Source organism: Rhodoferax sp. P2_H8_2 (assembly GCF_056403235.1).
In genome coordinates, this window is sequence record NZ_JBFUFW010000005.1 from 122999 (window position 1) to 149105 (window position 26107).

Annotated in this window: 19 protein-coding genes; 13 read left to right on the forward strand and 6 right to left on the reverse strand. The window is 59.7% G+C overall.

What is annotated here, in order from left to right; translation table 11 throughout:
• Position 1: 1 nt before the first annotated feature.
• From AC1DV6_RS11020 to AC1DV6_RS11035, 4 genes are read left to right on the forward strand one after another with little or no spacing between them, the layout of a single operon-like run.
• Positions 2-628, forward strand: coding sequence for a glutathione S-transferase family protein (locus tag AC1DV6_RS11020; RefSeq protein ID WP_477977514.1), 627 nt, complete (start codon positions 2-4; stop codon positions 626-628).
• Positions 625-1758: an acyltransferase family protein gene (locus AC1DV6_RS11025; protein WP_477977515.1), complete on the forward strand. Its 1134-nt coding sequence runs from the start codon at positions 625-627 to the stop codon at positions 1756-1758. The genes AC1DV6_RS11020 and AC1DV6_RS11025 overlap by 4 nt, the downstream gene beginning before the upstream one ends.
• Positions 1759-1780: 22 nt before the next feature.
• Complete coding sequence (locus AC1DV6_RS11030; RefSeq protein WP_477977516.1) at positions 1781-2335, forward strand: YdeI/OmpD-associated family protein; 555 nt, start codon at positions 1781-1783, stop codon at positions 2333-2335.
• Entirely contained in the window at positions 2332-2802 is a 471-nt protein-coding gene (locus AC1DV6_RS11035) for a GNAT family N-acetyltransferase (RefSeq protein WP_477977517.1), read from the forward strand. Before AC1DV6_RS11030 ends, AC1DV6_RS11035 begins: the two co-directional genes overlap by 4 nt.
• A 4-nt stretch (positions 2803-2806) precedes the next feature.
• Here AC1DV6_RS11035 and AC1DV6_RS11040 read toward each other — a convergent pair whose 3' ends face one another.
• The 4 genes from AC1DV6_RS11040 to AC1DV6_RS11055 all read right to left on the reverse strand — a co-directional run bounded on the left by AC1DV6_RS11040 (position 2807) and on the right by AC1DV6_RS11055 (position 8356).
• Positions 2807-5119 carry a penicillin-binding protein 1A gene (locus AC1DV6_RS11040; protein ID WP_477977518.1) on the reverse strand — a complete coding sequence of 771 codons (2313 nt, stop codon included), beginning with the start codon at positions 5117-5119 and terminating at the stop codon, positions 2807-2809.
• 25 nt (positions 5120-5144) lie between these two features.
• Complete coding sequence (gene gluQRS, locus AC1DV6_RS11045) at positions 5145-6125, reverse strand: tRNA glutamyl-Q(34) synthetase GluQRS (protein ID WP_477977519.1); 981 nt, start codon at positions 6123-6125, stop codon at positions 5145-5147.
• Positions 6122-7165: an NAD(P)/FAD-dependent oxidoreductase gene (locus AC1DV6_RS11050; RefSeq protein WP_477977520.1), complete on the reverse strand. Its 1044-nt coding sequence runs from the start codon at positions 7163-7165 to the stop codon at positions 6122-6124. Before AC1DV6_RS11050 ends, gluQRS begins: the two co-directional genes overlap by 4 nt.
• Before the next feature lie 249 nt (positions 7166-7414).
• Positions 7415-8356 carry a LysR family transcriptional regulator gene (locus AC1DV6_RS11055; RefSeq protein ID WP_477977521.1) on the reverse strand — a complete coding sequence of 314 codons (942 nt, stop codon included), beginning with the start codon at positions 8354-8356 and terminating at the stop codon, positions 7415-7417.
• A gap of 116 nt (positions 8357-8472) precedes the next feature.
• Between AC1DV6_RS11055 and AC1DV6_RS11060 the strand changes: the two genes are divergently transcribed.
• Genes AC1DV6_RS11060 through AC1DV6_RS11075 form a run of 4 tightly spaced genes read left to right on the forward strand, consistent with a single transcriptional unit; the run spans position 8473 to position 11072 of the window.
• The gene (locus AC1DV6_RS11060) at positions 8473-9174 is read left to right on the forward strand and encodes a pirin family protein (RefSeq protein ID WP_477977684.1); all 702 of its coding nucleotides are present in this window, start codon (positions 8473-8475) and stop codon (positions 9172-9174) included.
• A 22-nt stretch (positions 9175-9196) separates the two neighbouring features.
• Positions 9197-9751: a flavodoxin family protein gene (locus tag AC1DV6_RS11065; protein WP_477977522.1), complete on the forward strand. Its 555-nt coding sequence runs from the start codon at positions 9197-9199 to the stop codon at positions 9749-9751.
• A 26-nt stretch (positions 9752-9777) separates the two neighbouring features.
• Positions 9778-10197 carry an OsmC family protein gene (locus AC1DV6_RS11070; RefSeq protein WP_477977523.1) on the forward strand — a complete coding sequence of 140 codons (420 nt, stop codon included), beginning with the start codon at positions 9778-9780 and terminating at the stop codon, positions 10195-10197.
• On the forward strand, positions 10194-11072 hold the full coding sequence (locus AC1DV6_RS11075) for a pirin family protein (RefSeq protein ID WP_477977524.1): 879 nt from the start codon (positions 10194-10196) through the stop codon (positions 11070-11072). Before AC1DV6_RS11070 ends, AC1DV6_RS11075 begins: the two co-directional genes overlap by 4 nt.
• Positions 11073-11085: 13 nt before the next feature.
• On the opposite strand, the gene AC1DV6_RS11080 is transcribed toward AC1DV6_RS11075, so the two are convergent.
• Together AC1DV6_RS11080 and AC1DV6_RS11085 are read right to left on the reverse strand one after the other, a co-directional pair.
• A complete protein-coding gene (locus AC1DV6_RS11080) occupies positions 11086-11550 on the reverse strand; it encodes a cyclic nucleotide-binding domain-containing protein (RefSeq protein ID WP_477977525.1) in 465 nt (154 codons plus the stop codon).
• A gap of 4 nt (positions 11551-11554) precedes the next feature.
• A complete protein-coding gene (locus AC1DV6_RS11085) occupies positions 11555-12073 on the reverse strand; it encodes a Crp/Fnr family transcriptional regulator (protein WP_477977526.1) in 519 nt (172 codons plus the stop codon).
• A 126-nt stretch (positions 12074-12199) separates the two neighbouring features.
• Between AC1DV6_RS11085 and AC1DV6_RS11090 the strand changes: the two genes are divergently transcribed.
• The 5 genes from AC1DV6_RS11090 to AC1DV6_RS11110 all read left to right on the forward strand — a co-directional run bounded on the left by AC1DV6_RS11090 (position 12200) and on the right by AC1DV6_RS11110 (position 26100).
• Positions 12200-13018, forward strand: coding sequence for a tetratricopeptide repeat protein (locus tag AC1DV6_RS11090; RefSeq protein ID WP_477977527.1), 819 nt, complete (start codon positions 12200-12202; stop codon positions 13016-13018).
• A gap of 12 nt (positions 13019-13030) precedes the next feature.
• A complete protein-coding gene (locus AC1DV6_RS11095) occupies positions 13031-14704 on the forward strand; it encodes a ShlB/FhaC/HecB family hemolysin secretion/activation protein (protein ID WP_477977528.1) in 1674 nt (557 codons plus the stop codon).
• Between the two features lie 38 nt (positions 14705-14742).
• Entirely contained in the window at positions 14743-24030 is a 9288-nt protein-coding gene (locus AC1DV6_RS11100) for a filamentous hemagglutinin N-terminal domain-containing protein (protein ID WP_477977529.1), read from the forward strand.
• Positions 24031-24189: 159 nt separating this feature from the next.
• On the forward strand, positions 24190-24459 hold the full coding sequence (locus tag AC1DV6_RS11105; protein ID WP_477977530.1) for a Flp family type IVb pilin: 270 nt from the start codon (positions 24190-24192) through the stop codon (positions 24457-24459).
• A 45-nt stretch (positions 24460-24504) separates the two neighbouring features.
• Positions 24505-26100 carry a TadE/TadG family type IV pilus assembly protein gene (locus AC1DV6_RS11110; protein ID WP_477977531.1) on the forward strand — a complete coding sequence of 532 codons (1596 nt, stop codon included), beginning with the start codon at positions 24505-24507 and terminating at the stop codon, positions 26098-26100.
• Positions 26101-26107: the final 7 nt, after the last annotated feature.

Consider the following 26107-nt stretch of genomic DNA (forward strand, 5'->3'; position numbering starts at 1 on the left):
CATGCACATTCTTTTTGGCTCCCAGGGCTCGGGCTCCGCCGCGATCGAAGTGGCGTTGCGCCGCTGCGGCGTGGCCTACCGCGTGGTGCGCGCCTCGTCGTGGGAGCCCGATTCTGCGATGAACGAGCTGGCGCAGATCAACCCCATGCGCCAGATCCCCACGTTGGTTTTGACCGACGGCGCTGTACTGACAGAGAGCGCAGCGATTCTTATTCACCTGGGCCTGAGCTACCCGGCCAGTGGCCTGTTGCCGAATGACAGTGTGGAGCGCGGCCAGGCTATCCGCGGGCTGGTGTTCATCGCTGCCAATTGCTACAACGCGATCAGCATTTCTGATTACCCCGAGCGCTGGACCACTGGCGACGACAAGGCGGCGCTGGAGGCTGTGCGTGAGGCGGCGCGCCGCCAGTTGCATAAGCATTGGGAGATATTTGCAGACACTTTCCACGGCGCGCCATTTCTGTCGGGCGAGCAGCCCGGCGCGCTGGATATTTTGGCGACCGTCGTGTCGCGTTGGTCCGGCGCGCGTGCGCATCTGGCCAAGCACCGCCCGAAATTTTCGGAGCTGCTCAAGCGCGTGGAATCGCACCCGTCGGTGGCGCCGGTTTTTGGCGAGCACTGGGCTTGAGCGCTGCGCCCCATCATCCACCGCGTTCCAGCGGTCTGGATACGCTGCGCGCAGTGGCGATTGCGCTGGTGTTCATGTACCACTACATGGTGTTCGTCTCGGGCGAGGCTACCTTTGGCTGGCTCAGCACCGTGGGCTGGGTCGGCGTGGACCTGTTCTTTGTGCTCAGCGGCTATCTGATTGGTAACCAGGTCTTTGGCGGCATGGTGCGCCAGACGCCCTTGTCGCTACCGAACTTTTATGCCCGCCGGGCGCTGCGCACCTGGCCGGTGTTCTGGCTGGTGCTGGCGGCGTATTTCATCTTTCCGGCGGCGATGGGTGGCAAGACGCCGCCGCCGCTGTGGAGCTTTCTGACGTTCACGCAGAATTACCAGTTGCAACCCGGCACCGCGTTCTCGCACGCCTGGTCGCTGTGCATTGAGGAACAGTTCTACCTCGTGTTTCCACTGGTGGTGTTGCTGGCCACTCGCCTGAAAGGACGTCGCTACCAGGCGTGGCTCTTGTTGGGCAGTTTGCTGTGTATTGGCATCGCAGCGCGCGGCTGGTTGTGGGTGCAGTACGGACGTGAAGCGGATGGTCAAATTGCGGGCTACTACCCCAATGTCTACTACGCCACGCTGTGTCGCTTCGATGAATTTTTGCCTGGGCTGGCCGTGGCGCTGTTGAAGAACTTTCATCCCGTGTTGTGGCAGCGCGTGCAGCGCGCAGGGAGATGGACGTTCGGCATGGGGCTGGTGGCTGTCGGCGCGGTGTTGTATGGCGTCTATGCGCATTACTACATCGACGACTATGGTTACGGCTTCTTCATGACCACCTTCGGCTACAGCCTGGTCGCCATGGCGTTTGCGGTGCTGGTCGTGTCTGCGTTGAGCCCCGACTCACCGCTGTACCGTGCACGCATTCCTGGCGCCTATTCGCTGGCCGTGTGGTCGTATTCGATTTATCTTTCGCATAAAGCCGTCGCCTATATCCTGAACCGCCAAGCGAAGGAATGGATGCGGTCATCGTCTGTCACCTTGCTGCTGATCACGGTAGCTTCGTTGCTGGTCGGCTGGGCGCTGTACCGGGCGGTGGAGTTGCCCTTCATGCAGTTGCGGGACAAGCACTTCCCAGTGCGCGGCGCTGCATGATGCGCATGGAGGAAACGGGACCATGGTGACTTTCTTTCATGACGCCAAAGCCCTGCGCGCCTGGTTTACCAAACATGGCAAGAGCGAGAGCGAGCTGATTGCAGGCTTCTACAAAGTCAGCACCGGCCTTGCCAGCGTGACCTGGCCTGAGTCGGTCGATGAGGCCTTGTGCGTCGGCTGGATTGACGGCGTGCGCAAGAACATTGATGCAGCGTCGTACCAAATCCGCTTCACGCCGCGCAAGCCCACATCGCATTGGAGCGCGATCAATATTGCCAAGGTCGACGCATTGATTGCAGAAGGGCGCATGAAGCCCGCAGGTCTTGCAGCTTTTGCATTGCGTACCGAGGAGAAATCACGGCGGGCATCCTATGAGCAAGCCGATATGCCAGTGCTGCCACCCGCTTTGGAGGCACTGTTTCGCAAACACAAGGCGGCCTGGAAATTCTTCGAAGCACAGCCTCCCGGCTACCGCAAGCAGATGATCTGGCGCGTCACCAGCGCCAAGCGCGAAGAGACGCGCGAAAAACGATTGCTGACATTGATTGAGTTCAGCGCAAAAGGAGAGCGATGGTGACCCACATCACACCCATGACGGAGGACGAATACATCGCCCACTTTTCAGAGTCGATCAAGGCCTATGCAAAAGACAAGATCGCGTCGGGCCAATGGGCAGCGGCAGACGCACTGAATCTGGCGCAGAAGGAAATTGACAACCTGTTGCCGCAAGGCTTTGCGACGCCAGAGCATTGGTTTTTCACGGTGCGTGATGAATCGGCACAGAAAGTCGGCGCTATCTGGATTTCGCTGCGCGAGCAGGGTGGCAGAAAGATCGCGTGGCTGACCGATATCGTGGTGCTGCCGCAGTTTCAGCGGCAAGGCCACGCCAAGCGCGCGTTATTGGCGGCGGAGCAGGTGATTGCGGCAGAGGGACTGCCCGGCATGGGCCTGCATGTGTTTGGTCACAACACTGGCGCGCAGGCGCTGTATGCCAGCATGGGCTACGCAGTGACCAACGTCAATATGTTCAAGCCGTTGGGCTAGCGGATCAGTTTGGAGCCGGAGCCTCTTCAGGTGCTGGTGTTGGTGTGCCGGGCGTCCAGGTTGGGCGCACGATCAACGCCGGCGTGATTGGCTCGCCATCCAGGTCCAGGGTACGTACAAAGCCGCCATCCGCCCACTCGGCATAGCGCCATTCGCCATCGACACGCACCACGCCCGCCGGAGGCTGCACTTCCTGCACCGGCACATTCTTCAGCGCTGTCGCCATGAACTCTATCCACGCGGGCAGCGCTAACGCGGAGCCGGATGCACGGGAGCCCAGGCTGCGCGGCGTGTCGTAACCCACCCACACTACTGCGACCAGCCCGGGCTGGAAGCCGCCGAACCAGGCGTCGACCACGTCGTTAGTCGTTCCCGTCTTGCCGTACAGATCGGGGCGCTTAAGCGTGGCCTGCGCGCGAGCGGCGGTGCCGGAGCGGGTGACTTCCTGCAACAGGCTGTTGACGACAAAAGTATTGCGGGCAGGTACCGCACGCATGGTTTCATCGAGCGGCACGCTGGGTGACTCAAACACCACCTCGCCACTGGCCCGCGCAATGCGCGTGACAAACTTCGGCGTCACGCGGTAGCCGCCATTGGCCAGCACGGCATAGGCGCCGGCCATCTGCAACGGGTTGGTGGAGCCGCTACCCAAGGCTTGCGTCAGGTTGTCGGGCTGCTTGTCAACATCAAAGCCAAAGCGGCCGGTCCATTCGCGCGCACCGCGCGGCGACAACAATTGCATCAGACGGATGGAGACTAAATTCTTCGAGCGCGCCAGCGCGCTGCGCAATGTGATCGGGCCATCGGTACTGCCGTCGTCGTTCTCGGGGTACCAGTCACCGACGTTTTCCATCGGTGCGTCGTTGATCAGCGTGTCGGGTTGCACGCCGTTTTCAATCGCACCGGAATACAGGAATGGCTTGTAGCTGGAGCCAGGCTGGCGCCAGCCTTGGGTCACATGATTGAACTGGTTGCGGTGAAAGTCAAAACCGCCGACCAGTGCGCGAATCTCGCCGTTGGTGGTGTCCATTGCCACCATGGCACCCTCAGTCTCAGGCCATTGCACGAGTGCCCAGTTTTTCCCCTGTTGCACCACGCGTACCACCGCACCCCGGCGCACGCGCAGCTTGGCTGAAGCGTTGTCAGCCAAGCCGCTTTGCGCCGCGCGCAGGCCAGCGCCATCGATCTTGATGACGTCTCCGGAACCCAGCACCACGGTCACTGACTTGGGGCTGGTGCGGGTCACGACGGCAAGGATCAGGTCTTCGTCATCGGCGTAGTCGGCCAGCGTCTGCGCAACGCGCGGGTCCTCGTCTTTCCAGTCGGGCGGAAGCACCTCGTTGCCTTCCGGGCCGCGCCAGGCTTGGCGCAGTGCATGGTCAACCAGCGTACGGCGCAGCGCTTTGTAAGCGGCCTGCTGTTCGTTGGCGCGCAGCGTGGTGGTGACGTTCAGCCCGGTGGTATAGGTCAGCTCGCCGTATTGCGCATAGATTTGTTGGCGCACCATCTCGGCCACGTACTCGGCGTGCACCTCCACATCGCGCGGCTTGCGGATCACCAGCTTCTCGGCCTTGGCCGCGGTGTACTGCGCTTCATCGATCACGTTTTGGGATCGCATGCGCGAGAGCGCCCAGAGCTGCCGGTTGCGCGCGCGCTCGAAGTTGCGGTGCGGGTTGGCGAAGTAGGGGTTTTGTGGGAGGCCGGCCAGCATCGCGCATTCCGCCGGGCTCAGCGCAGCAAGTGTCTTGCCAAAGTAGGTTTGCGCAGCAGCCTCGAAACCATAGGCGCGGGAGCCCAGATAAATCTGGTTCATGTACAGCTCCAGCACCTGGTCTTTGCTGAGCTGGGCCTCGATGCGGAACGCCAGCATGGCCTCCTTGATCTTGCGCTCGGCGGTGACGGAGCGGTTCAGAAAAAAGGTACGCGCGACCTGCTGCGTGATGGTTGATGCGCCCTGCATGCGCCCGCCGGTCAACATGGCGACTGCGGCGCGGCCAATGCCCACCGGATCGAGACCGTGGTGCGCATAAAAGCGCGTGTCTTCGACCGCCAGCAGGCTGTCTTTCATCAATTGCGGAATCTGGTCGATGCGCTGGTAGACGCGCCGCTCAGTACCAAAGCCACCGATCTCCACACCGTCGGCGGTCAGCACGCGCAGCGGCTGCTTGGGCTGGTAGTTGGACAGGAAGGAGGTGTCCGGCAACTGCAGATAAAAAACGATTAGCGTGACAAGGGTGAGGACCGCTGCCGCCGCCAGCAGCGAAAGCGTGATCAGAAAGCCGCGTTGGCGCCAGGAGCCAGTGAAAGTCAGATTCATAGAGTTGGGAAGAACAGTGGCCGGATTATGGGCCGCAGAAAAGTTGCTGCCATTGCGGTACCCATGCCGCAGGGCTAACCGCCGATGTATTGGTACTGACCTGCAAGCCCAACGCGCGCGCCGCGTGCTGGAGTGATTCGCTGGCAGCTGTGGGGGACGATGTGTCCAAGGCCGTGGCGCCGTTTTGTTTGCTGAGTTTTTCGCCGTTAGGCCCCAGCACCAGAGGGGTGTGCAGATAGCTTGGCGTTGAAAACCCGAGCGCCCGTTGCAGCAGGATTTGCCGGGCCGTGTTGTCAGTCAGGTCTTCGCCGCGCACGATGTGGGTAATGCCTTGTGCTGCATCGTCCACGACGACGGCGAGCTGGTAGGCGAACAGGCCATCGGCACGCAGCAGCACGAAATCGCCGACTTGCCTAGCAACGTCTTGCGCCTGCGGGCCGAAGCGTCGATCTGTCCAATGCACCAGGCTGCCTTGCTTTGCTATTGATTTAGTAGCTGCTTGCGCAAGTTCTGCGGGCACTGCAGCCCGATTTCGCACCAATTTGCCAGCGTGGGTGCTGGTATCAAAACGCCAGGCTCGGGCCGGCTTGCCTTGCAAACCGCTACGGCAGGTGCCCGGGTAGACCAGCTCGCCATTGCGTGGCTTGTCGCGGCCGATCTGTTGCAACGCGGCTTCGATGTCTTTGCGGGAGCAGGCGCAGGGGTAAGCCTGCTTGTCGGCAATCAGTGCGTCCAGCGCCTGCTGGTACAGCCCGGTGCGCTGGCTTTGCCATACGGGCGGCTCATCCGGATACAGGCCGCAGGCCGCGAGTTGTTGCAGGATGGTCTGGTCGGCGCCGGGAATGCAGCGCGGCGTGTCTACGTCTTCGATGCGGAGTAGCCATTGCCCACCATGTGCTTTCGCATCCAGCCAGCTCGCCAGTGCGGCAACCAGTGAGCCAGCATGCAGCGGGCCAGTGGGGGAGGGGGCGAACCGCCCCCGGTACAAGAGCTGTTTTGGAATCACACCATGGCTAAGGCCATTTCAAGGCCAGACACAAAGGCGTTTTCCACGCGGTGGCCCAGGCACCAGTCGCCGCATACGCCGATGCCAGCCTTGGCGTCCCACAAGTGAGACTGGCCCAAGGGGTTCAGTGTTTGGGCATAGAGCCAGCGGTGCGTTTCCACGTGCGCAGGTTCGGCGCGGATGCCGGTTACTTCGGCAAAGGCCTTGATCAGCTTGGCTTGTACGCGTGCGCTGTCGTCTTGCAAATGCTCTGTGGACCAGGCGGCGCTGGCCTGCACCGTCCAGCGTTCGACGGTGCCACGACCCGGCTTGCTCGACTCGCGGGTCAGCCAGGCGAGGCGATGGTGTGTGCTGCGCGCAGCATTCCATTGCGGGCCCAATGTGGTGAGGCCGGGTTGCACGGCTTGCGGAAAGGCCAGCATCATGGTCCAGCAGGGTGCGACGGTGACTTTGGATGTCTTCTGGTGCAGGGCTTTGCCCTTGGGCGTGGTTTGCAACAGCAGTTGTGCTTGTGTGGAGGGGATGGCCAAGACCACGGCGTCAAAGCCGCCGAATACATGCGTGGAGCCTTCGGCACCGGTGGTGCGCAACTGCCAGCCGGTCTTGCTCAACGCGTCGGGCTCAATCGCGGTGACTTGGGTTTCCAGCTCCACCGCGCCGGAATCGATCAATGGCTGTGCCCAGCGCTTGGCCAGCGCATTCATGCCGGGCTTGGGCACCCAATGCGGCTCGCGGGCAGGCAGGCCCGCGGCGGCGACCATGCCATGGGCGTCCAGCACCTGCACCGTATTGGCACTCCAGGGACGGCACAAGCCCGGCGCTGTTTGCAGCGCCAGCGCAAAGCGTGGATCGCGCACCGTGAAGTACTGCGCACCATGGTCAAACGTCCCAAACGCACTGGCACGCGTCGCCATGCGCCCACCGACGCCGTGACTCTTCTCGAACACCGTGACCTTGTGCCCGGCTTGTACAAGCGTGCGGGCACACGTGATGGCCGCAAGGCCTGCACCAACGATGGCGATGTGTCGGGAAGCGGTCATGGGCGCGGTCTCCTGTTTATGGTTGTCGTAGGTGCTTTATACACGGCTCTGTATGGCCTTTTGTGCATTGGCCCGCCGGGGTAGGGAATACCGGGAGGCCTCATGGTGTGCCTAAGGCCACACAAATCGGCTCCCGGCACTCCCCACCCCGGCGAGACGAGACCGAATTGGCGGTCAGGTGATAACTACCAACCACTGTCCCCTTTGCAGGTAGCGCCACCCAAAGTAGTCAATGACCCGCTGCACAAATCAATGGCTGCGGTGGTTCTCCAGCAGCGCGGCGCGCGTGGTCGGGCTCTCCAGCTGTTCCAGCCACCATTGCAGCGCGCGCCCCTGCGTGCCCGCTTTGGCGACGCGCCACGCATAGCTGATGGGGACAACGCGCTGGGGACGTTCGGTGCGTTTGACGACCAGGCGACCAGTTTCGATATAGGTGTCGGCCATGCAGCGTGGCAAGTGGCCTCCGCCCAAGCCACGCAGTTGCGCATCCAGCTTGTTCAACATGCTGCCTACGGTAAACACATCCTGCCCACCCAGCAGCCCGAAAGTCACACCGGTGCCACGCTGCACCGAATCGGCGACAGCCACGGCGCGGTGCTTTTGCAGCACCTCATCGCTCAAAGGCTCTGGCGCATTGGCCAGCGGGTGGTGCGGTGCAACCGCATACACAAAAGCCATGGTGCCCAAGGGCTTGGACAGAATTCCATTGGTACCGGCTGCGTCTGGCGCTACGCCGATGGCCAGATCGGCCTGGCCCGATGTAAGCGCCTCCAGTGTGCCCATCAGGGTTTCATCGCGCAGGCGGATGCGGGTGGGCGGTGACTGGCTAAAAAAGTTTTCGCACAACTCCATCACTGTAGGTTTGGCGATGACGGTATCGATGGCGATGGTCAGTTGCGATTCCCAGCCTGTGGCGACGCGTTTGACGCGGTTGGCCACTGCGTCAATGTCGGCCAGCAGGCGTGCGCCTTCGCGCATCAGCTCTTTGCCGGCTTCGGTCATCTTGGCCTGGCGTGAACTGCGGTCGTACAGCAACACATCCAGCGCATCCTCGATCTGGCGCACCCGGTAGGTCAGCGCACTGGGCACCATACCCATCTCTCGCGCCGCTGCGGCAAAGCTGCCCGCGTGCTCTATGGACTGCAGCATCGCCAGCGCATCCGGGGTCAGCACATCACGTGCAGTTTGCATGAAAGGCCCCTTTAAATTGAAACTTTTTGAATGATGCCATCAAAGGCCATGGATCGCAAAGCCGCAGGTGCGGCCTAAAGTTCAAACACTGATTCGGAACTATGAAAGGGCACACAATGTTGACGATTCGCAAATCACAAGACCGGGGTTTTGCCGACCATGGCTGGCTGAAATCCTTCCACAGCTTTTCATTCGCCGGCTACTACGATCCGGCCCACATGGGCTGGGGCAACCTGCGCGTGATCAACGAAGACCGCATTGCGCCGGGCACCGGTTTTGGCACGCACGGCCACCGTGACATGGAAATCATCAGCTATGTCCTGGAGGGCAACCTGGCACACAAGGACAGCATGGGCAACGTCAAGGGAATTCCGCCTGGCGACGTGCAGCGCATGAGTGCTGGCCGCGGTGTCCAACACAGCGAGTTCAACCATGCGCCGAACGACACGACGCACTTTTTGCAAATCTGGATTGAGCCCAATGTCACTGGCATCCCGGCGAGCTACGAGCAAAAGACGTTTGCACCGCAAGACAAGCAAGGCAACCTGCGCTTGTTGGCGTCGCCGGATGGTGCCGATGGGTCGGTGTTGATCCATGCCGATGCGCGCATGTATGGCAGCCTGCTGGATGGCGCCGATGCTGTCAACCTGACGCTGGACCCGGCTCGCAAGGCCTATGTCCACGTGGTGCGCGGCAGCGTCAGCGCGAACGGCGAGGCTTTGAATGGCGGTGATGCCGTGCTGTTGCAGCAAGAGTCCAAGCTGACGCTCTCGGATGCGGCGAACGCCGAAGTGCTGGTATTTGATTTGCAAGCGTAATTTGTTTAAACAGGAGTTCCAAATGGCAAAAGTAGCAGTGATTTTTCATTCCGGATACGGCCACACACAGCGCATGGCGCAATCGGTTGCCAATGGCGCTGATGCCGAGCTGATTGCCATCGATGCAGACGGCAATCTGCCGGACGGCGCGTGGGACACATTGGCTGCTGCCGATGCGATCATCTTCGGTTCGCCCACTTACATGGGCAGCGTCAGTTGGCAGTTCAAGAAGTTTGCCGATGCATCCAGCAAGCCCTGGTACACCCAGTCGTGGAAAGACAAGATCTTTGGCGGCTTCACCAACAGCGCCAATGTCAACGGTGACAAGTTTTCTACGCTGCACTATCTGATGACACTGGCGATGCAACACGGCGGCATTTGGGTCGGCACTGGTCTGAACTACAACAACACCAAAGCCTCGCAGCGCAACGACATCAACTACCTCGCCTCCAGCGGTGGCCCTATCGCGCAAACGGCGGGCGATGCCAGTGCGGCAGAAATGAATGAAGGCGATCTGGAAACCGCGCGTCTGTTTGGCGCCCGCATTCAGGCCGTGGCAACGCAATTCAAGGCGTAAAGTTCGGCTCACTGGAGATCATCACCATGTCCCTCACACTGCAACGCAAACCCGGTGCGCCCATTGCGCAGCTGCTTCAGATCGGCAAGCACAATCTGCTGGCCGATGAGCCGCCAGAGGTGGGGGGAGAGGACGAGGGGCCCAGTCCGCACGAGTTTTACGACGCGGCACTGGGCGCCTGCAAGGCGCTGACGGTGATGTGGTACGCCCGTAAAAAGGGTTTCGCGGTGGACGATGTCAAAACCAACATCGTGCGCGACGATACGCTGGAGCGCCAGGGCACCTACAAGCTGCGTGCTGAGTTGCAAATCAGCGGCGCGTTGAGCGATGCAGAGCTGGCGCAACTGGCGGCGGTCGCCGAGAAGTGCCCCGTGCACAAACTAATGACGACCGTGACCACCGAAATCGAAACTGTCGTGACACGACAAGCAGGAGCGACCCTATGAGTACCGCTGTCCAACTTCTGAAGCCCCATGTCAAAGACCTGGGCGGTGGCTTTCTGGTGCACCGTGTGCTGCCGTCGGCCGTGCAGCAGGCCGTCGGCCCGTTCATCTTCTTCGACCACTTCGGCCCGGTGACGGTTGAGCCCCAGACCAACCACGACGTGCGGCCACACCCGCACATCGGCCTGGCCACGCTGACCTACCTGTTTGAAGGCGTGATCCTGCACCGCGACAATCTGGGCTATGTGCAGCGCATTGAGCCTGGCGCGATCAACTGGATGACCGCAGGCCGCGGCATCGTGCATTCCGAACGCCGCCCGCCGGAGCAGGCGCAAATGACGTACGTCAACCACGGCCTGCAACTCTGGCTGGCCTTGCCGGAGGCTCTCGAGGAGACCGAAGCGACATTCACACACACGCCTGCGCAAGCGATTCCAGAAATCGTTCACGAAGGCGCCAAGGTGCGCGTGCTGGTGGGCGAGGCGTTCGGTGTGCAGTCGCCGGTGGCTACGCTGTCACCCACGCTGTACCTGGATGTGGAGCTGCCCGCGAATACATTCTGGACTTTGCCCATGTTGGCCGAACAGCAGGCGGTGTATGCCGTTCAAGGCGCGTTGTCAGTCGGCGGGGTGGAGGTGCCGGGACACACTTTGGCCTTGGTGTCTGAGGATGTTGCGCTGGTGAGCGGGGCAGAGCCCGTTCGGCTGGTCGTGGTGGGAGGCCAGCCACTGGGGCGCCGCTTCATGTGGTGGAACTTTGTATCCAGCAGCAAGGAGCGCATCGAGACAGCGTCCGCAGCCTGGGATCGCATGGACGCCGCAGCCGGTATGGGTCAGGTGCCAGGCGAAACTGAGCGGATCGATTTGCCCGCGCGCTAGCGCAAAGGCAGTTTTATCCTGCCAGATCGATGCGCATACGGGCGCGCAGCAACCGATTGCGGAACTGGAGTTCGCGCGCCAGTTGCACCGCCACCATGCGCTTCAAGCGCAATGCGGCCTTGGGTGCTTGAGAAGCCAGGCTCGCATAGTCATGCTGATTGATATGTGCCACCGTGACCGCAGATACTGCCCGCGCAGTGGATGTGGCCGGAACATTGGGCACCAGACCTAACAGCCCGAATACCTCGCCAGCCCGCAGTTCTGCAGACTCCATGACCGCATCGTTGTCGTCCGTGCGTATGACCTGCACGCCACCTTCCAGCAGTAAAAACATTTCGGTGGTCGGCACGCCGGGTACAAAAAAGGTATAGCCGCTGGCGTATTCGCTGCGTTGCAGCGCCTGCAGCAACAGGTCGGTCTCGTCTTGTGGCAAGTCCTGGAAGGCCGGCAGATTATTGAAAAATTGTTTCTCGTCCATCGCATCAACCCCCGGATCCGCCAAACAAAGCCCACAACAAACCCACCCGCTTGGGCTGCTTTTCTACGTCGGCAGCAGTTACTGCGACGTTGCCAGCACTTAAAGAAACACGCAGGCGTTCCGACAGCATGCCGGTTAACTGATCCAGCACTGCGTTGGCCAGGACTTCGTTGCGCTGCAGCAAATCCTCAAACGCCTGGTGCTTAAGCCGCAGTAGTTTCACGGGTGTGACGGTGGTGACCGTGGAGCTGGCCAGCATTTCGCCGGACAGCACCGAAATTTCGCCCAGCCACTGACCGGGACCGATATTGCCTAGGGGAATCTGGTTGCCGCCTTCTTCGACGGAAACCGCAACTTCTCCTTCCATCAGCAGGTAGATGGAATCAACGGGCATGCGGTCGCGAATCAATTTCCGATAGGCGGGCAATTCGACCGTGCTGGTCGCCTTGAGCAGCGTGTGCACCTGGGATTCACCCAGAGAAGCGCTGAATTCAGGGAATTTTCGCGTGAAGTCAGAAATCATGGAGCTCTTTCACAGGCGGGCGACAGTGTTGTCAGGATCGCACGAAATTCGATTTTTTGTAATTTATGTGCCTATTGTGTTTCAATTCGCAGTCCAGTTCATCTTTTTTTCTATCGGGAGAGAGTTTTGAAGCATACGCATGCATTGCTTGCTGTGGTTTTTGCAATTGCCGCTTTCGGCGCAAATGCCCAGACTCCAGAAAATCCCATAGAGCCAGGCCTTCGCGCCGCGCAACGCGGTGACTATGCCACCGCCCGCAAGCTCTGGTTGCCCTTGGCCGAAAAAGGCAATACTGACGCACAGAACAATATTGGCGTGATGTTTGAACGCGGCTGGGGCGTACCGCGCGACGCCACCAAGGCTGTGGAGTACTACACGCAGTCGGCAAAGGCCGGTAACGCTGCTGCGCAAAACAATCTGGGTGTGGCGTATGAGCGTGGTGTGGGTGTGCCTGCGCGCGACCCTGCCTCTGCCGCTCAGTGGTACGCCAAGGCCGCAGCCGGCGGCGATTTGAATGCACAAGACAATTTGGGTGTGCTGTATGAACGTGGCGAGGGCGTGCCCAAAGACCTGTCCATTGCCTTGCGTTGGTACAGCGCTGCTGCAGCAAAAAACCATCCCTCGGCGCAAAACAATGTAGGCGTGATGCTGGAGCGTGGCAATGGCGTTCCGGCGGACGTGGTCAAGGCTGCGGCCTGGTACAGGAAGGCAGCTGGGCAAAACCATGCGGCGGCACAAAACAATCTGGGCGTGCTCTATGGCACGGGCCGCGGTGTTAAAGAGGATCTGGTGACAGCCAACTTCTGGTTCACGCTGGCCGCGCGCGGCGGTAGCGTCAATGGTTCGACCAATCGCGACGCCACCAACCGCAAGCTCAACGAGGCGCAGCGCGCCGAAGTCCAGCAAATGTTGGTGCGCTGGCAAAACCGCAACACCAAGTCCTGAGAGGTTTCTGACATGCAGCGTTCTTTGAACGGCATACGCCGCCCGCGCGCCCGCAGTGCTGTCGTGCTGGCGGTGTTGGCCATCACGTTTACGAACCGTGACGCGACAAACGCATGGCTGGCGCAGGCTTGGGCCCAAGTCGCTCCGCCGACGGCAGGCATCATTCTGGATGGCGTTGAAATTCGCCGGCCCATGTTGCCGGGTAGTCCACCCGAAGTGGTATTCAACAGCGGACAGACCGCCAACACGCAGGATCGCAACGGCCGCAAATTCCTGGTCAAGGGTTTTCAGTTCGTTGGCAATGCAGTGCTGACCCAGGGCCAATTGCGCCAGGCAGTGGAGCGCTTTACGGAATCCGAGCTCAACCTGTTTGAACTCAAGAAAGCTGCCGACGCAGTGACGGCCCTTTACCGCAATCAGGGCTATCCACTGGCGGTGGCGATTGTCCCGGCACAGAAGGTGGAAGATGGACTGGTCATTATCGAAGTCATTGAAGGCCGCATTGGCATCCTGGCATTCGACGGAAATGACCGCTACAGCACCTCGTTTTTACGTACCTACACAAAGCCCGCTGTCAATGCACCCGTGGTCACGATGGAAACATTGGAGCGGGCACTGCTTATGCTGAACGATCTACCGGGCCTCACTGCCACTGCAACACTGTCCCCGGGCCAAAACAGGGGTGACACCGATGTGGTTGTGAAGGTGAAGGAAAGCCCGTTTCGCGCGACGCTGTCGGCGAACAACAATGGCCGCACGGAGGCCGGTGCGTTCCGCGTTGACGCTACATTGGGCTGGGCCAATCCGCTGGGTTTCGGTGACGAACTGGTGTTTCGCAAGATGCAGGCCGAGAAGCTGCTGATGGATTACACGCAACTGAAATACAGCATACCTGTGGGTACCAGTGGTGCACGTGTTGCGCTGAGCCAATCCAACGCCAAGTACACAGTGGCCGGGGATTTCGAGGCTCTGCAAATTGGCGGTGAAGTCACTACAACCGAGCTCTCTGCCACCTATCCGGTGGTGCGCAGCCGCAGCCGCAATCTTGTTGCGTCTTTTGGTGTGCGCGATACACAAACCCGCCAGTCCGCTCTGGCCACGCCGCTGGCTGAAAATAGCATGCAATTGCTCAGCATTGGCGGCTCGGGCAATTGGGTGCACAAAGACTCTTCGTCGACCAGCGCATCTGCGGTTTACTCTACCAATTTCCGGGACAACACTGGCAATGAGCCCGGTACGGTGTTGTCCAAGCTCGACGTTGATGTCACGCATCTGACCGGTATCGCACGTAAATGGGACTTCTATTTGCATGGCAACGGCGTGGCCAGCGGCAGTTCGTTGCCTGACAGCGAAAAATTCAGCATCGGTGGCCCCGATAGCGTGCGCGGTTTTCGGTCCGGAGAAATGCGCGGTGACCGCGGCTATATGCTCAGTACCGAGCTGCGGCGCCAGTTCATGGTGGGCCGTACTGTCGGTGTCTTCAGTGCGTTCCACGACTTTGGTACGGTTACCAACCTCGGCTTTGCATCCCAGGACATTCTGACCTCAGCCGGTATGGGGGTGGCGGTCTATCCGACACAGAAGTCCCAGGTCAAACTGGACGTCGCCTGGCCGCTTCGCAACAATCTGGTCACCGATCCAGGGTCACAACCCCGGGTGTGGGCCAGCGCCAGTATTTCATTCTAAGGTTCCAAGTGCGCACCACCCCACATCCAAAACTGACCATGCCAACGCGCATGCGCTGGCATGTGCGGGCACTGGCGTGTGCTTTGGCCTGCGCACAGGTGGCAGGGCCAGCTTGGGCCCAGGTGCAATCGGTGGCGGCGCCACCAACCCCATCCATATTGCCCACTGGCGGCAAAGTCGTTGCCGGTGTGGCAAGCATCACGCAAACCGCGACCACACAAACCATTGAGCAGAGTACGCCCAAGGCCGTAATTGACTGGCGGACTTTTTCGGTAAGCAGCGGCAATTCGGTGGTGTTCAAACAGCCTAGCAGCAGCGCGATCACACTGAATCGGGTCACTGGTTCAGAGCCGTCGAATATTTTTGGCAGTGTCACCAGCAACGGTCAGATTTTTCTGGTCAATCAAAACGGTGTCTACTTTGGTGCCGGTGCGGTGTTGGACACGGCCGGCCTGGTGGCAACCACGCTGGACATCAAGAACGAAGACTTCCTGGCGGGGCGCTATCTGTTTAGTCGCCCGGATGGGGCTCCCGAAGCGGCTGTTGGCAATGCTGGCACGCTGCGCGCCAAAGAGGGCGGCTATATCGTGCTGGCGGGTGGTCAAGTCAGCAATTACAAGACCGGCGCTATCGACGCCAAGCTGGGCACCGTGGCACTGGCTGCCGGTGGCCAGTTGACACTGGATCTGCAGGGCGACAGCCTGTTGCGTTTTTCAGTCGATGCTGGAACGGCGCAGCGCGTGCTCGGCGTCAGCAATTTGGGACAAATCAGCGCGGACGGCGGTCAGGTCTGGCTCAGCGCCGCAGCCGCGCGCGATGCCGCTGGCAGCGTAGTCAATAACACCGGCGTGATTCGTGCGGCGGGCATTGAAGAGCATGACGGAGAGATCGTGCTGACAGCTGCCGACGGCGCTGTGCATGTTGGCGGCGTGCTGGATGTCAGCGGTGCGCAGGGCGGCGGCTCCATCAAAATTAACGGCGGCGACATTGTTGTCAACGATGCCCGTTTGGCAGCCGATGCACAAACCCGGGGTGATGGTGGGCGTATTGTGCTGTTCGCAGAAAACACACTGAGCTCGGCCGGTCAGTTTTCTGCGCGCGGTGGCGCGCTGGGTGGTAACGGCGGGTTTGTCGAAACATCTGGCAAGCGGGCCATACAAATTGGTGGCAGTCGAGTTGATACGTCGGCAATCAACGGCCTGTTCGGTAACTGGTTGCTGGACCCGACCGACATCACGATTACCCATGGTGGGGTTACGGCAGCGACATTTGCCAGCGGCAACTTGAACGTTCCAGCGGTTGCCTCAACCTCGATTTCTGACGGAGACGTCAACGCCAATCTGGCGACCACCAATGTCACGATTTCCACTGCCAGCGCCGGTGCGTCGGCCGGCACTATATCGTTGAACAGCGATGTCAGTATCACGGGCAATAACGGCCGCGACCTGAGTCTGATTGCCAATAGCTCCATCGCATTGAACAACGCCCAGATCAATCTGGGCTCGGTCGGTTCTGGTGGCAACCTGTTCCTGACCGCTGGCGCTGGCGTTACGCAAGGCGCCACTTCGTCAATTACTGCCAAAGGCGTGGGCCTGAGTGGTAGCGGCACCTTCAACCTGGGCGACATCGGCTCGCTGCGAGCCAACAAGGTTGGTACCTTCGCGGCCAACGTCAATGGTGCGGTCAGTTTCACCAACGGAAACGCCGACCCGGGTAGCGTGTTCGCTATTGGTACGGTTGGCTCTGTGAGCGGTGTTTCTTCGGCCGGCAGCAATATCACGGTCTACAGCGATACCACTGCCGGTATGAATGTCAATGCGGCGGTAACCACCGGCAATGCGAGCACGGGCACCATCGTTCTGCAAGCTGCCGAGGTCGGCACCACCGGCATTCAACCGTTGACGTTGAATGCCAATGTGACTGGCGGTACCGTCAAGCTGCTGGCGGCAGACAACCTGGTGCAAAGCGGCGGAGTTATCAACGCCGGATCGTTGTTGGTGCGCTATGCAGAGGGCACGAATGCCGATTCCGCAGCGCTTACACAAGACAACAACGTTGGTACGCTTGCAGCCGCAGTTGCTGGCACCGGGGTTGGCGCCGCCAACAGCTTTGCATTTAAGAATGCTGCAGGCAACGGATTGACAGTGGGCACGGTGGACACCACCAACGGCTTATTTACCAAGGGTGGCGATGTTACGCTGACGACCGACAGTATCAACATCACGAAGGCGGTGGATGCCCGTGGCGGTATCAATACCGTGGTTGCAATTGCCACCAGCAGTACTGGCCGCGCCATCCGGTTGGGTGACGACGGCGCCAACAGCTTGGCACTGACGCAGGCCGAGTTGGATCTGATCAAGATGCCGGCTGACGGCTTGTTGCGTGTCGGTTCGAGCAGTAACACGGGTGGCATCACGATCGCGGGCGACACCAAACCCAATGCTGACCTAAAGAGCCTGTCGTTGAAAACCGGTGGCAGCATTACACAATCCAATGGCGCGGCCTTGACGTTTTCCAGGCTTGCGGCAGAGAGCGGTACCGGCGCAATGACATTGGTCAACACCAGTACCGCAGCTGGTGAAGTGGCCTTGAAGGCGGCTGGCGCGATCACCTACACGTACGGAAGCGGTGTGGCTGGGGATTTGACCGTTACCACCATTGATGGCCTTGCCGGTATCAACTCTGGCGGAAACAGCATTGCATTGACTACGATTGGTAGCCTCGGGTTGAGTGCGCCTGTGAATGCCACAGTTGCTGGCAATGTACGCATCAACGCCGCCGGCTTCAGCCAGCAGGCCGGAGCAGCGATCACTGCCAATGGGCTGAGCCTTGCCGGTACCAGCGCCATGGTATTGGCTGACCCCACCAACAAGTTCAGCATATTGGCGGCCAACACGACCGATAGTCTGACGGTGGTCAGTTCGGTCCCCTTGACCGTAGGCGCAGTGACGGTGGGCAGCAATACAACGACCGGAATTAACACGGGTGGTGGTCTGTTGTCGCTGGCAAGCGACATGCTCACTATCAACAACAACATTGTTACCGGTGGCGGTTCGGTGACCATTCGTCCAGTGGGCAGCAGCACCGTATTCGATATCGGCACAGCCACTAAAGGCACGGCAGGCAGACTGGAGTTATCGACGACGGAGCTGTCGCGCATCAATAGCGGCACTGGTGCGCTGACGTTGGGCGCGATCGGCCTCGATGGCGCCTTGAACGTGTTGGCACCTATTTCACTCACCTCCGTCGGCGCAGTGGCGTTATCCAATGGCACTGGAGGCATCTCCATCAAGAGTACAGTTCTTTCAACCAACTCAGTGACGCTCAATAGTTTGGGTGCAGTGAACGATATCGGCGGCACATCGGGTGTGGCCGGCACTGGTCTGGTTGTGACATCTGGTACGGGTGTCAGCTTGACCGGAAGCTTCAACAAGTTTCCCACTTTGGTGTTGAACAACTCCATCAGCGGCAACATCAATGTGGTCGACCACAATACCGATTTATCGATACTGAGCCTTGCATTGACTGGCGGCGGTTCCATCACAGTTAGCAACACAGGCAAGCTCAGCGTGTCGGGGGCTCTCTCTGCACCGGGTAGCACTGTGTCATTGACATCGGGCGATGCGATGGCTTTGCAAAAAAGCATCAACGTTGGCAGTGGCACACTCAATTTGCAAGCGAACAGTGGTGGCATCAGCCAGTCCAGCGGCTCCATTACCGCGGCTTCGCTGAAATTGCTTGGAAGCGGTGTGTTCAATCTGTCCAATGTGGACTCGCTGACTACGGGCGGCAATACGGCCTACACCTATAACGATGTGGACACGCTGGCTGCGGATGTCACCGGGAACCTGACTTTCCGTGACAAAAATGCGCTGACTCTAGGCACGGTTGGCAGCACCACTGGCATTCAAACCCACGGTGGCGCCTTGACGATAGAGACGGGCGGCCCGCAGCAGACAGGCACTGTGCCGCTGGCGCCCTTTGGTGGCACGCTGACGGTAGCAGGCAATCTCCAATCTGGCGCAGGCAACATTTCCCTGAAGGCCAATAACTCCGGTGCCAGTGGTATTCAGCAGACCGGGGGTGCCATCACCGGGGCCAGTCTGTCTGCCAACAGTGGCGGTGCAGTGAATGTGAACCAGGCTGGCAACCACGTTGACAATCTGGCCATCATTGCAACGGGTACCGTCGACTACAAGGACTCCGGCGCCACCACCATTAACGGCGCGGGCATTCTCAGCCATGACGGCAATGTAACGTTAACGACCGGCGGCTTGCTGTCGATCACTCAAAGTATCAACGCTGGAACTGGCGTCATCAGCCTGAATAGTGCTGCAGGCGCGCAACAGACGACCTCCACTTCCACCGCTAACGAGCCCGTCCAAGCCAGCGGCGGCATGACCGCATCCAAACTGCTGGTCAGCGGCACAGGCCCTTACACGCTAACTAGCGGCGACAACAGCGTTGGTACGTTGGCTGGCACCTTTGCCGGCAACCTGTATTACGTCAACAGCGGCGCGTTGCATATTGGTACCGTCGGCACGACCAACGGTCTGACCAGCACCAACGCCGGCATCATCGATGTGCGCACCAATGCCGGCTCGCTCTGGGTTGATCAGCCGGTACTGAGCGGCCCCACCCCGGGTCCGCGTGGCGATGTGTCACTGATGGCTGGAGGTCCTGGCTCTGTATTGACATTGGGCGCGGATATCCGCGGTGCGATGGTTCGACTCAATAGCGAAGGCACCATTAACCAGACCGCTGGCACCGTTGATTCGACCAGCCTGTCGCTGGGTGCCACCAATGACGCGCTGGCCGCAGTGCCACAAAGAACCAACTCTTTAGTCACCGAGTACGTGGTGTATTTCTCCGGCGTGACTGACGGAAGTGGCTACTCGATTTTCAATGCTGGCGCGCCCAGTGTTGTCAAACTGGTCCTGTATGGCACCACCACGAACAGCAGTTTCAAACTGGGTGCCGGTCAAAGAGTTCTGGCGGATCAATTGTTGTTGGGCGGTTTTGGCAGCTACGACCTGAGCAATGCTGACAATGACATCACCACACTGGCTGTACTGCGGCCATGGGGCAGCAGTTCCTCCTATAACGTCAGCTACACCGACAAGAACGGCTTCGATGTAGGTGCTATTACGTGGGATGCGTTGCTTACCAATAAAGTCGGCAGCGTCAATTGGAGTTGGTCAGGCACGAAGACGGTTGCTGGCATCGAGAACAATGGCCGCTGGCCGACCTATGGGTTTGGTGGAAACGGCGGCGATGTGCGTCTGATATCGGGCGGCAGCAGTGGCATCAAACTTGAAAAAGGCATTGCCACTGGCGGATTGGTGGCAATCACCACCAATGGTGGGGTGACGGAAAGTGCTGGGGCGGGAATTGTTGCTGATCGCTTGAAGATCAAAGGCGAGGGTAGCTTTGCATTGACTGGCCCGAACGATGTGCGTACCTTGGCGGCCAGCATTACCAACTCGGCCAACTTCTTGTTCAAGAACACGGGCAATCTGACGGTTGGCACGGTCGATGGTACCAACGGTATTACCCTGACCGGCGCTGGAGCTACGGCAATTGATGTGCGCTCTGTCCAAGGCGAGTTGACAGTCAACCAGTCCATTGACTCGACCGCTGATGCCGGCGCTACCACCAAGTCGTCTGCTGCGAGTGTCACGCTGCGCTCGTTGAACAATATGGCCGTGACGGCCAACATCTCTGCCAATGGCGGGTCGTTGGCTAGCGGCGACGCCGCACTGGTTTCCCTGCAATCAGATGCCGGCGTTGTGTCGCAGACAGCTGGAGCCATCACCGTGACTGACTCCGGCGGCGCCACACCCGCCGCTCAAGAAGCGCACAAGGCACGCGTACTGGTTCGTGCTGGCGCCAATTACATTGACAACGTCATCCCGATTGTTGATGGCCCTGGAGCCGTGACGCTGTCCACTGTCACTGCCACCTCACTCAATGGAACCGCCATCATTGACGTGTATGCACCCGGCGGATTGACTGCAAATGGCAATTTGCTGGCAACCGGACAGACTGCACCGCGCATCAACTTGACCGCCGACATTGTTGACAGCGAGAACAAAATCAAGTCGTCACGCAACATCAGGCTCAACGGCACCGTCACGGTAACGCAGCCTGGCGGCAAGGATGTCAACAAGCGCCCGGCGCTTGCCCCGACGGGTCTGCTGATTTCGGGGCAGAACATCGATACACGCGGCGTGCTCAGCACCTCTGGCGATTACGGTATTTCGCTGTTCTCGCAAAACAATGTCGACATCTATGCCGATATCAATTCGCAATCGTTGGCAGGCGTGGCAATCGCCACCGGGGGTACTACCGGCCTGGTCAAGACCTATGGCACTGCGCGCATCAATGCCAAGCAGTTGGGCTTCACCGGCGGCAAGGACAAGGGCATCTTCGATGTCAAGACCAAAACCGAAAATCTGGTGGTTTTGGGCGCGCGTGCGGTCACCATCGAAAACAGTCCTTACACCGGTGAGTTGCTGGCGGTGATCGGTCGTGTCTCAGAAGCCACCTCCAATCCACTCGACGGTACAGCCATCCCGGCGACCAACAGCCCGGTCGGTGCGGCCTCTGTCACCACCGGCGGCAAGCTGACGATACTGTCGCTGAACAACAAGTCGGCAAACTCCTATGACTTGGCTGGCAACCAGATCAGCGGCCGGCGGCCGTTGATGCTGATTGCCGACGCGGTAACTGACACACCGGGAACGCTGGCTATTGATCCGAACACCGAGGTCACGCTGCATCCCTACACCGTTACGCGTGACATCAACGTACGCAAATTCCCGACCGACACCCCCGACGCCAACACGACCTATTACATGGCAGGCATTGCTGGCATGCTCAACGAACTAAACACCAATGTGCGGCTGGTGATTGGTGGTACTGGCTACAAGGGCAATATTAGTATCGGCAGTCGCGATGCGGTGACTGGGGGCTTTCCCATCACTGAGCAGTTCAGCTTGGGCAAGATTGAGATGGCCTTCATCACCGAAGGGCGTGTCTACAACATGTTTAACAACATTGCCGACGCCCCGAGTAACTGGGACTATTCCATTCTTCTAAATGCACCATGGGCTCCCAGTCCCGAGGTGAGTTGCCAGGCAGGTTTTGCGTGTCTCGCGAACATTACACAGGGCAAGATTTACATCAAGGATAGCCTGACCCGGTCCGACGGTATCAAACGCGACATCGTGTTCCAAGGCAAGGGTGACGGCAGCGGCGCTTCATCCATCCCTACTACGGGAGGCACTCCGGACAACAACGACAATTCCGGCGATGGCGACGGCTCCGGCAGCAGTGGCAGCGGTGGCCCGTCTGATTCGTCGCCCCCACCCGCGGAAACCGTAGAGCCTGGTAAGCCTGGCGGCGGTGGCGAAGATGGACCGCCTGAAACGAAAATTGTTACCGTGGTTACCAAGACCAGCAGCCCGCCCGTGGTCCCGACTGCGCCGACTGGCACAGGTACAGACGACCCCGGTGACGACATTCCGGACACCACTACGCTTGACCCTTTGTCACCTGACGGGGGTAGCGGACTGCCTAGCGGCGGTGGCAAGTTTGCCGATGGCAAACCCAAGGTCGACGGTCCAGATATTGACGGTGATGATCCGACTCCGAAAGATCCGAAGTTCTCCGACCCATTGACTCCGGACGAAGACGGTCCGAAAGATCCGAAGCTCTCTGACCCATTGACTCCGGACGAAGGCGGCCCGAAAGATCCGAAGCTCTCTGACCCATTGACTCCGGACGAAGGCGGCCCGAAAGATCCGAAGCTCTCTGACCCATTGACTCCGGACGAAGGCGGTCCGAAAGATCCGAAGCTCTCCGACCCATTGACTCCGGACGAAGGCGGTCCGAAAGGCCCGCTCGATCCAAATACAACGCTGGTTGGCGGTCCCTTGCCACCTAGCGACAGTCCAACGGATACGGATACTGGCGTGGATGGAAATCCGCCCGGCGGCCCGAACCCCAACAACAAGGTGACGGGTAACGGCCCCGACGATGGCCCTCTGGTTTCCAACAATGGCCCGACTGGCCAGGATGGTTCCGGCTTCTCCGATGGCAACAATGGGAATAACGGAAACAACAACGGAACGGACGGAAACGGCTCGGGTTTCGGCAGCGGCTCTGGCAACAACAATGGCAACGGGTCGGGCAATGGTCCGGATGGCAGCAGTCTGGCCGGTGGCGGACAGTCCAGTGGTGGCGATTCGTCGGGCTTGAGTGGTGGCAATGGTGGAGGTAATGGCTTTGGTCAGGATGGATCGGGGCTGGCTGGCGGCGGTAATGGATCTGGCTCAGGCGATGGCTCTGGTTTTGCGAGCGGCTCAGGTCAGGGCCAAGGCGGCAATGGGTCCGGTCTTGCTGGCGGCGGCAGTGGTTCAGGCCTGGATGGTGACGGCGGCAATGGCGGTGGAAACGGTACGGGTCTGGCCGGTGGTGGCAATGGCTCGGGCAACGGCACGGGATTGTCAGGCGGTGACGGACAGGGTGGCGGCACTGGTTCAGGTTTTGTGGGTGCGGATGGTAAGGGCGGTGCGAACGGTTCCGGACTCGCGGGTGCCGACGGCACGGGTGGTGGCAACGGCACCGGCCTCGCTGGCGCAGATGGTCAGAGTGGTGGTGCCGGAAGCGGACTTGTTGGTGCGGATGGCAAGGGCGGCACCAACGGTACTGGACTTGCTGGTGCAGATGGTCAGGGCGGCGGTAACGGAACGGGGCTGGCTGGCGCCGGAAACGCGAACGGTAGCGGGCAAGGCGATGGCCAGGGTGCTGGCACAGATCTTACGGGTGACGATGCGCGCAATGGTGCGCGCGGTACGGGGCTGGCGGGCAGCCGCGACGCGAACGGTCTGACAGTCGATACCGATAGCACGGATGGGTCAGGCCGCGGTGCGGGTGATGCTGACGCGCGACGGGGCGCGCAAGGTACCGGTATCGCACGTGCCAACGACGGCGGCAATGCAAGCAGTGCTGCCGGTGCGGACAGTGGATCCGGATTGCAATTGGTGGGTGGTGCGCAGAGTGATTCGCAAGTAAGTCAAGCCAATGGTGCAGGCAATGCTGATGCGAATGCCGAACGTGGCTCGGGTGATTCCGGATCACGCAACAGCGGTACCCGAGTGGCACGCGTTGACGATGCGTTTGCTTGTGCGGCAGACCGTAACCAAGAGACACGCACGCTGCGTGTCAACAGCGGCCAGGCGATGTTGTCGGTCAAGGGCGCAGGTGTGCGATTGGCGCGTGGCAGTTGTGGCGATGCGGGTTCCGTCCAGGCCAGCAAATAGTGTTGTACCACTGTGTTTCCCGGCAAATATCCTAGGAATTTCCGGTAATATTTATTGGCTTTGTGTTACGCTTTGTAAGCACCGAGCTGGCTTGGAAAAAGCGCGGCATGGCCCGGTACAGAAGTGGCAGTTTCAACGTTTTATTCCAGGAGATACCGTATGCAAAGCATTCACACACTATCGCGCCAACGTGGCCAGGGTATGACCGAATACATCATCATCGTGGCGCTGATTGCAGTTGCCGCCATCGGTGTGTACTCCTACTTTGGTCAGACCGTGAAGACGCAGACATCTGCGATGGCACAGGAATTGGCAGGCAAGGATGCTGCAACCGAGCAGACCAAGACCAAATCAGCCGCTGATACCAGCGCTACCCTGACAGACAAGAAAACCAATCTGAGCAATTTCGGTAACGAGCGCGCCAAGTAAGCCAGAGGCTTGCTGATAGCCCCGTAATCAGAGCGCTTGCCGACCATGCAGCACCCCTCTACTGGTCGGCACCTGCAGCGTGGGCAGGCCATGGTGTTCGCATCGGCAACCATGGTCATCGTGCTGTTGGCCATGCTGTCGATGTACAGCGTGGGCCAGCTCACCACGCAAAAAATGAAGCTGCAAACCACCGCCGACGCGGTGGCCTACAGCGGTGCGGTGGTCCAGGCGCGCGATCTCAATTTCGCGGCCTACATGAATCGCGCAATGATCGCCAACCAGGTTGCGGTCGGACAAGTTGTCAGCATGACGGGCTGGATTCGCAACGCCGACGACACTTATAACGGCCCCTACAAAAGCATCGCGACGACACTCGCGAATCTTTCGCCGATGGGCTGGATGTGGACCACACCGGCCAATGTGATTGGTAGCGCCGCCAAGACGGCCAAGAGTTTCATGGACTCTGCCGGGCCTATCACGGTGCAGGTGCTGGACACGCTGATCAAGATATTCAGCCTGGCCTCCAAGATTTACCACTTGGCAACGATAGAAACCATCGTTACCACGTCGATGGAAGTCAAAGACAAGAACGATGCCGAGGCGTCGTTCTCCGATTTTGGACTGGTCAAGTCAGGCTACGATTTGATACAGCATCTGAGTTTTGCCAAGTCTTTCGATCCCACGGTTACTGACAAGGATGGTGCGGACCGTTTTGCCAAAGTGGTGGATGCGTCCTCGGACTTGTTCTACAAGGACCGCACGTTGCCGCTGCCGCTGCGCCTGACACCTTCGTTGATTGATCCATTCCGCTTGGTGACGCCGGGCTTTGGACCTCTGCTGATGCTGCAGTTTCACTCCGGCGGAACTGTGATGAGCAATGACAAGAAGAGTTATGTCAGCGCGGATGCGACAGGCTTGTTTGTGATCCTTTGCTTCACTTTTTCATTGTTTGGCATTCCGATTCCCATTCCATTTCCGCTCCCTCCGCTTCCCTCGGGTGCCGGCGCCGCCGTTGCGTCGGGCGGCGGTTCACCTGGTTTGGAGACCGCCCGCACCAGTCCTTACGTGGGCCACCGCAACGAGACCAACAACGGCGGTGACGATGCTGCCGCGGTAGCCTATGGCGCGGCCTGGTTCAATCCCATGACGGCGATCCCGTACTTCATCAAGAACGCCCAGGGGCCTGGTAAAAACATGCACACCGGCGCAGGCCTGCAGTCCTACCTGGACCTGAAGGACAATTTGCCCACATCCGCTGGCGCGAATTCGAACCAGGCAACTGCTACCGAACACCACAACGATATCGGCCCGCCGTTCACCATAGAGCTGGAGCGCGCCAGCGACTCGATTGCGACCACCAGCTCACCCAAGTTCCGCATTGGTGGCGGTAGCGGCGGCCAGCTGAATCTGGAAGACAAGACTGCCGCCAAGAAATTGCGCAGCATTGCCAGTGCGGAAACGTATTTTTCGCGTCCTAGCAGCCTGTTTCCACGCAAGTCTTATACCTTGATTGGTGGTTTGGCTGACGACAAACGTACCGAGTATGGAAGCCTCTATAGCCCATATTGGCAGGCACGTTTGAAGAAGAGCACTTTGGTCGATCAAGGCCTCAGTTTGACGCCTCAATTGCTGGGCCTGTGAACATGCG

What these genes read in the sequence shown, in the direction of transcription:
- AC1DV6_RS11020 (WP_477977514.1), top strand. Translation starts at nt 2, where the DNA reads ATGCACATTCTTTTTGGCTCCCAGGGCTCGGGCTCCGCCGCGATCGAA.
- AC1DV6_RS11030 (WP_477977516.1), top strand. Translation starts at nt 1,781, where the DNA reads ATGGTGACTTTCTTTCATGACGCCAAAGCCCTGCGCGCCTGGTTTACC.
- AC1DV6_RS11040 (WP_477977518.1), bottom strand. Translation starts at nt 5,119, where the DNA reads ATGAATCTGACTTTCACTGGCTCCTGGCGCCAACGCGGCTTTCTGATC.
- AC1DV6_RS11050 (WP_477977520.1), bottom strand. Translation starts at nt 7,165, where the DNA reads ATGACCGCTTCCCGACACATCGCCATCGTTGGTGCAGGCCTTGCGGCC.
- AC1DV6_RS11055 (WP_477977521.1), bottom strand. Translation starts at nt 8,356, where the DNA reads ATGCAAACTGCACGTGATGTGCTGACCCCGGATGCGCTGGCGATGCTG.
- AC1DV6_RS11060 (WP_477977684.1), top strand. Translation starts at nt 8,473, where the DNA reads ATGTTGACGATTCGCAAATCACAAGACCGGGGTTTTGCCGACCATGGC.
- AC1DV6_RS11065 (WP_477977522.1), top strand. Translation starts at nt 9,197, where the DNA reads ATGGCAAAAGTAGCAGTGATTTTTCATTCCGGATACGGCCACACACAG.
- AC1DV6_RS11070 (WP_477977523.1), top strand. Translation starts at nt 9,778, where the DNA reads ATGTCCCTCACACTGCAACGCAAACCCGGTGCGCCCATTGCGCAGCTG.
- AC1DV6_RS11075 (WP_477977524.1), top strand. Translation starts at nt 10,194, where the DNA reads ATGAGTACCGCTGTCCAACTTCTGAAGCCCCATGTCAAAGACCTGGGC.
- AC1DV6_RS11080 (WP_477977525.1), bottom strand. Translation starts at nt 11,550, where the DNA reads ATGGACGAGAAACAATTTTTCAATAATCTGCCGGCCTTCCAGGACTTG.
- AC1DV6_RS11085 (WP_477977526.1), bottom strand. Translation starts at nt 12,073, where the DNA reads ATGATTTCTGACTTCACGCGAAAATTCCCTGAATTCAGCGCTTCTCTG.
- AC1DV6_RS11095 (WP_477977528.1), top strand. Translation starts at nt 13,031, where the DNA reads ATGCAGCGTTCTTTGAACGGCATACGCCGCCCGCGCGCCCGCAGTGCT.
- AC1DV6_RS11100 (WP_477977529.1), top strand. Translation starts at nt 14,743, where the DNA reads ATGCCAACGCGCATGCGCTGGCATGTGCGGGCACTGGCGTGTGCTTTG.
- AC1DV6_RS11105 (WP_477977530.1), top strand. Translation starts at nt 24,190, where the DNA reads ATGCAAAGCATTCACACACTATCGCGCCAACGTGGCCAGGGTATGACC.
- AC1DV6_RS11110 (WP_477977531.1), top strand. Translation starts at nt 24,505, where the DNA reads ATGCAGCACCCCTCTACTGGTCGGCACCTGCAGCGTGGGCAGGCCATG.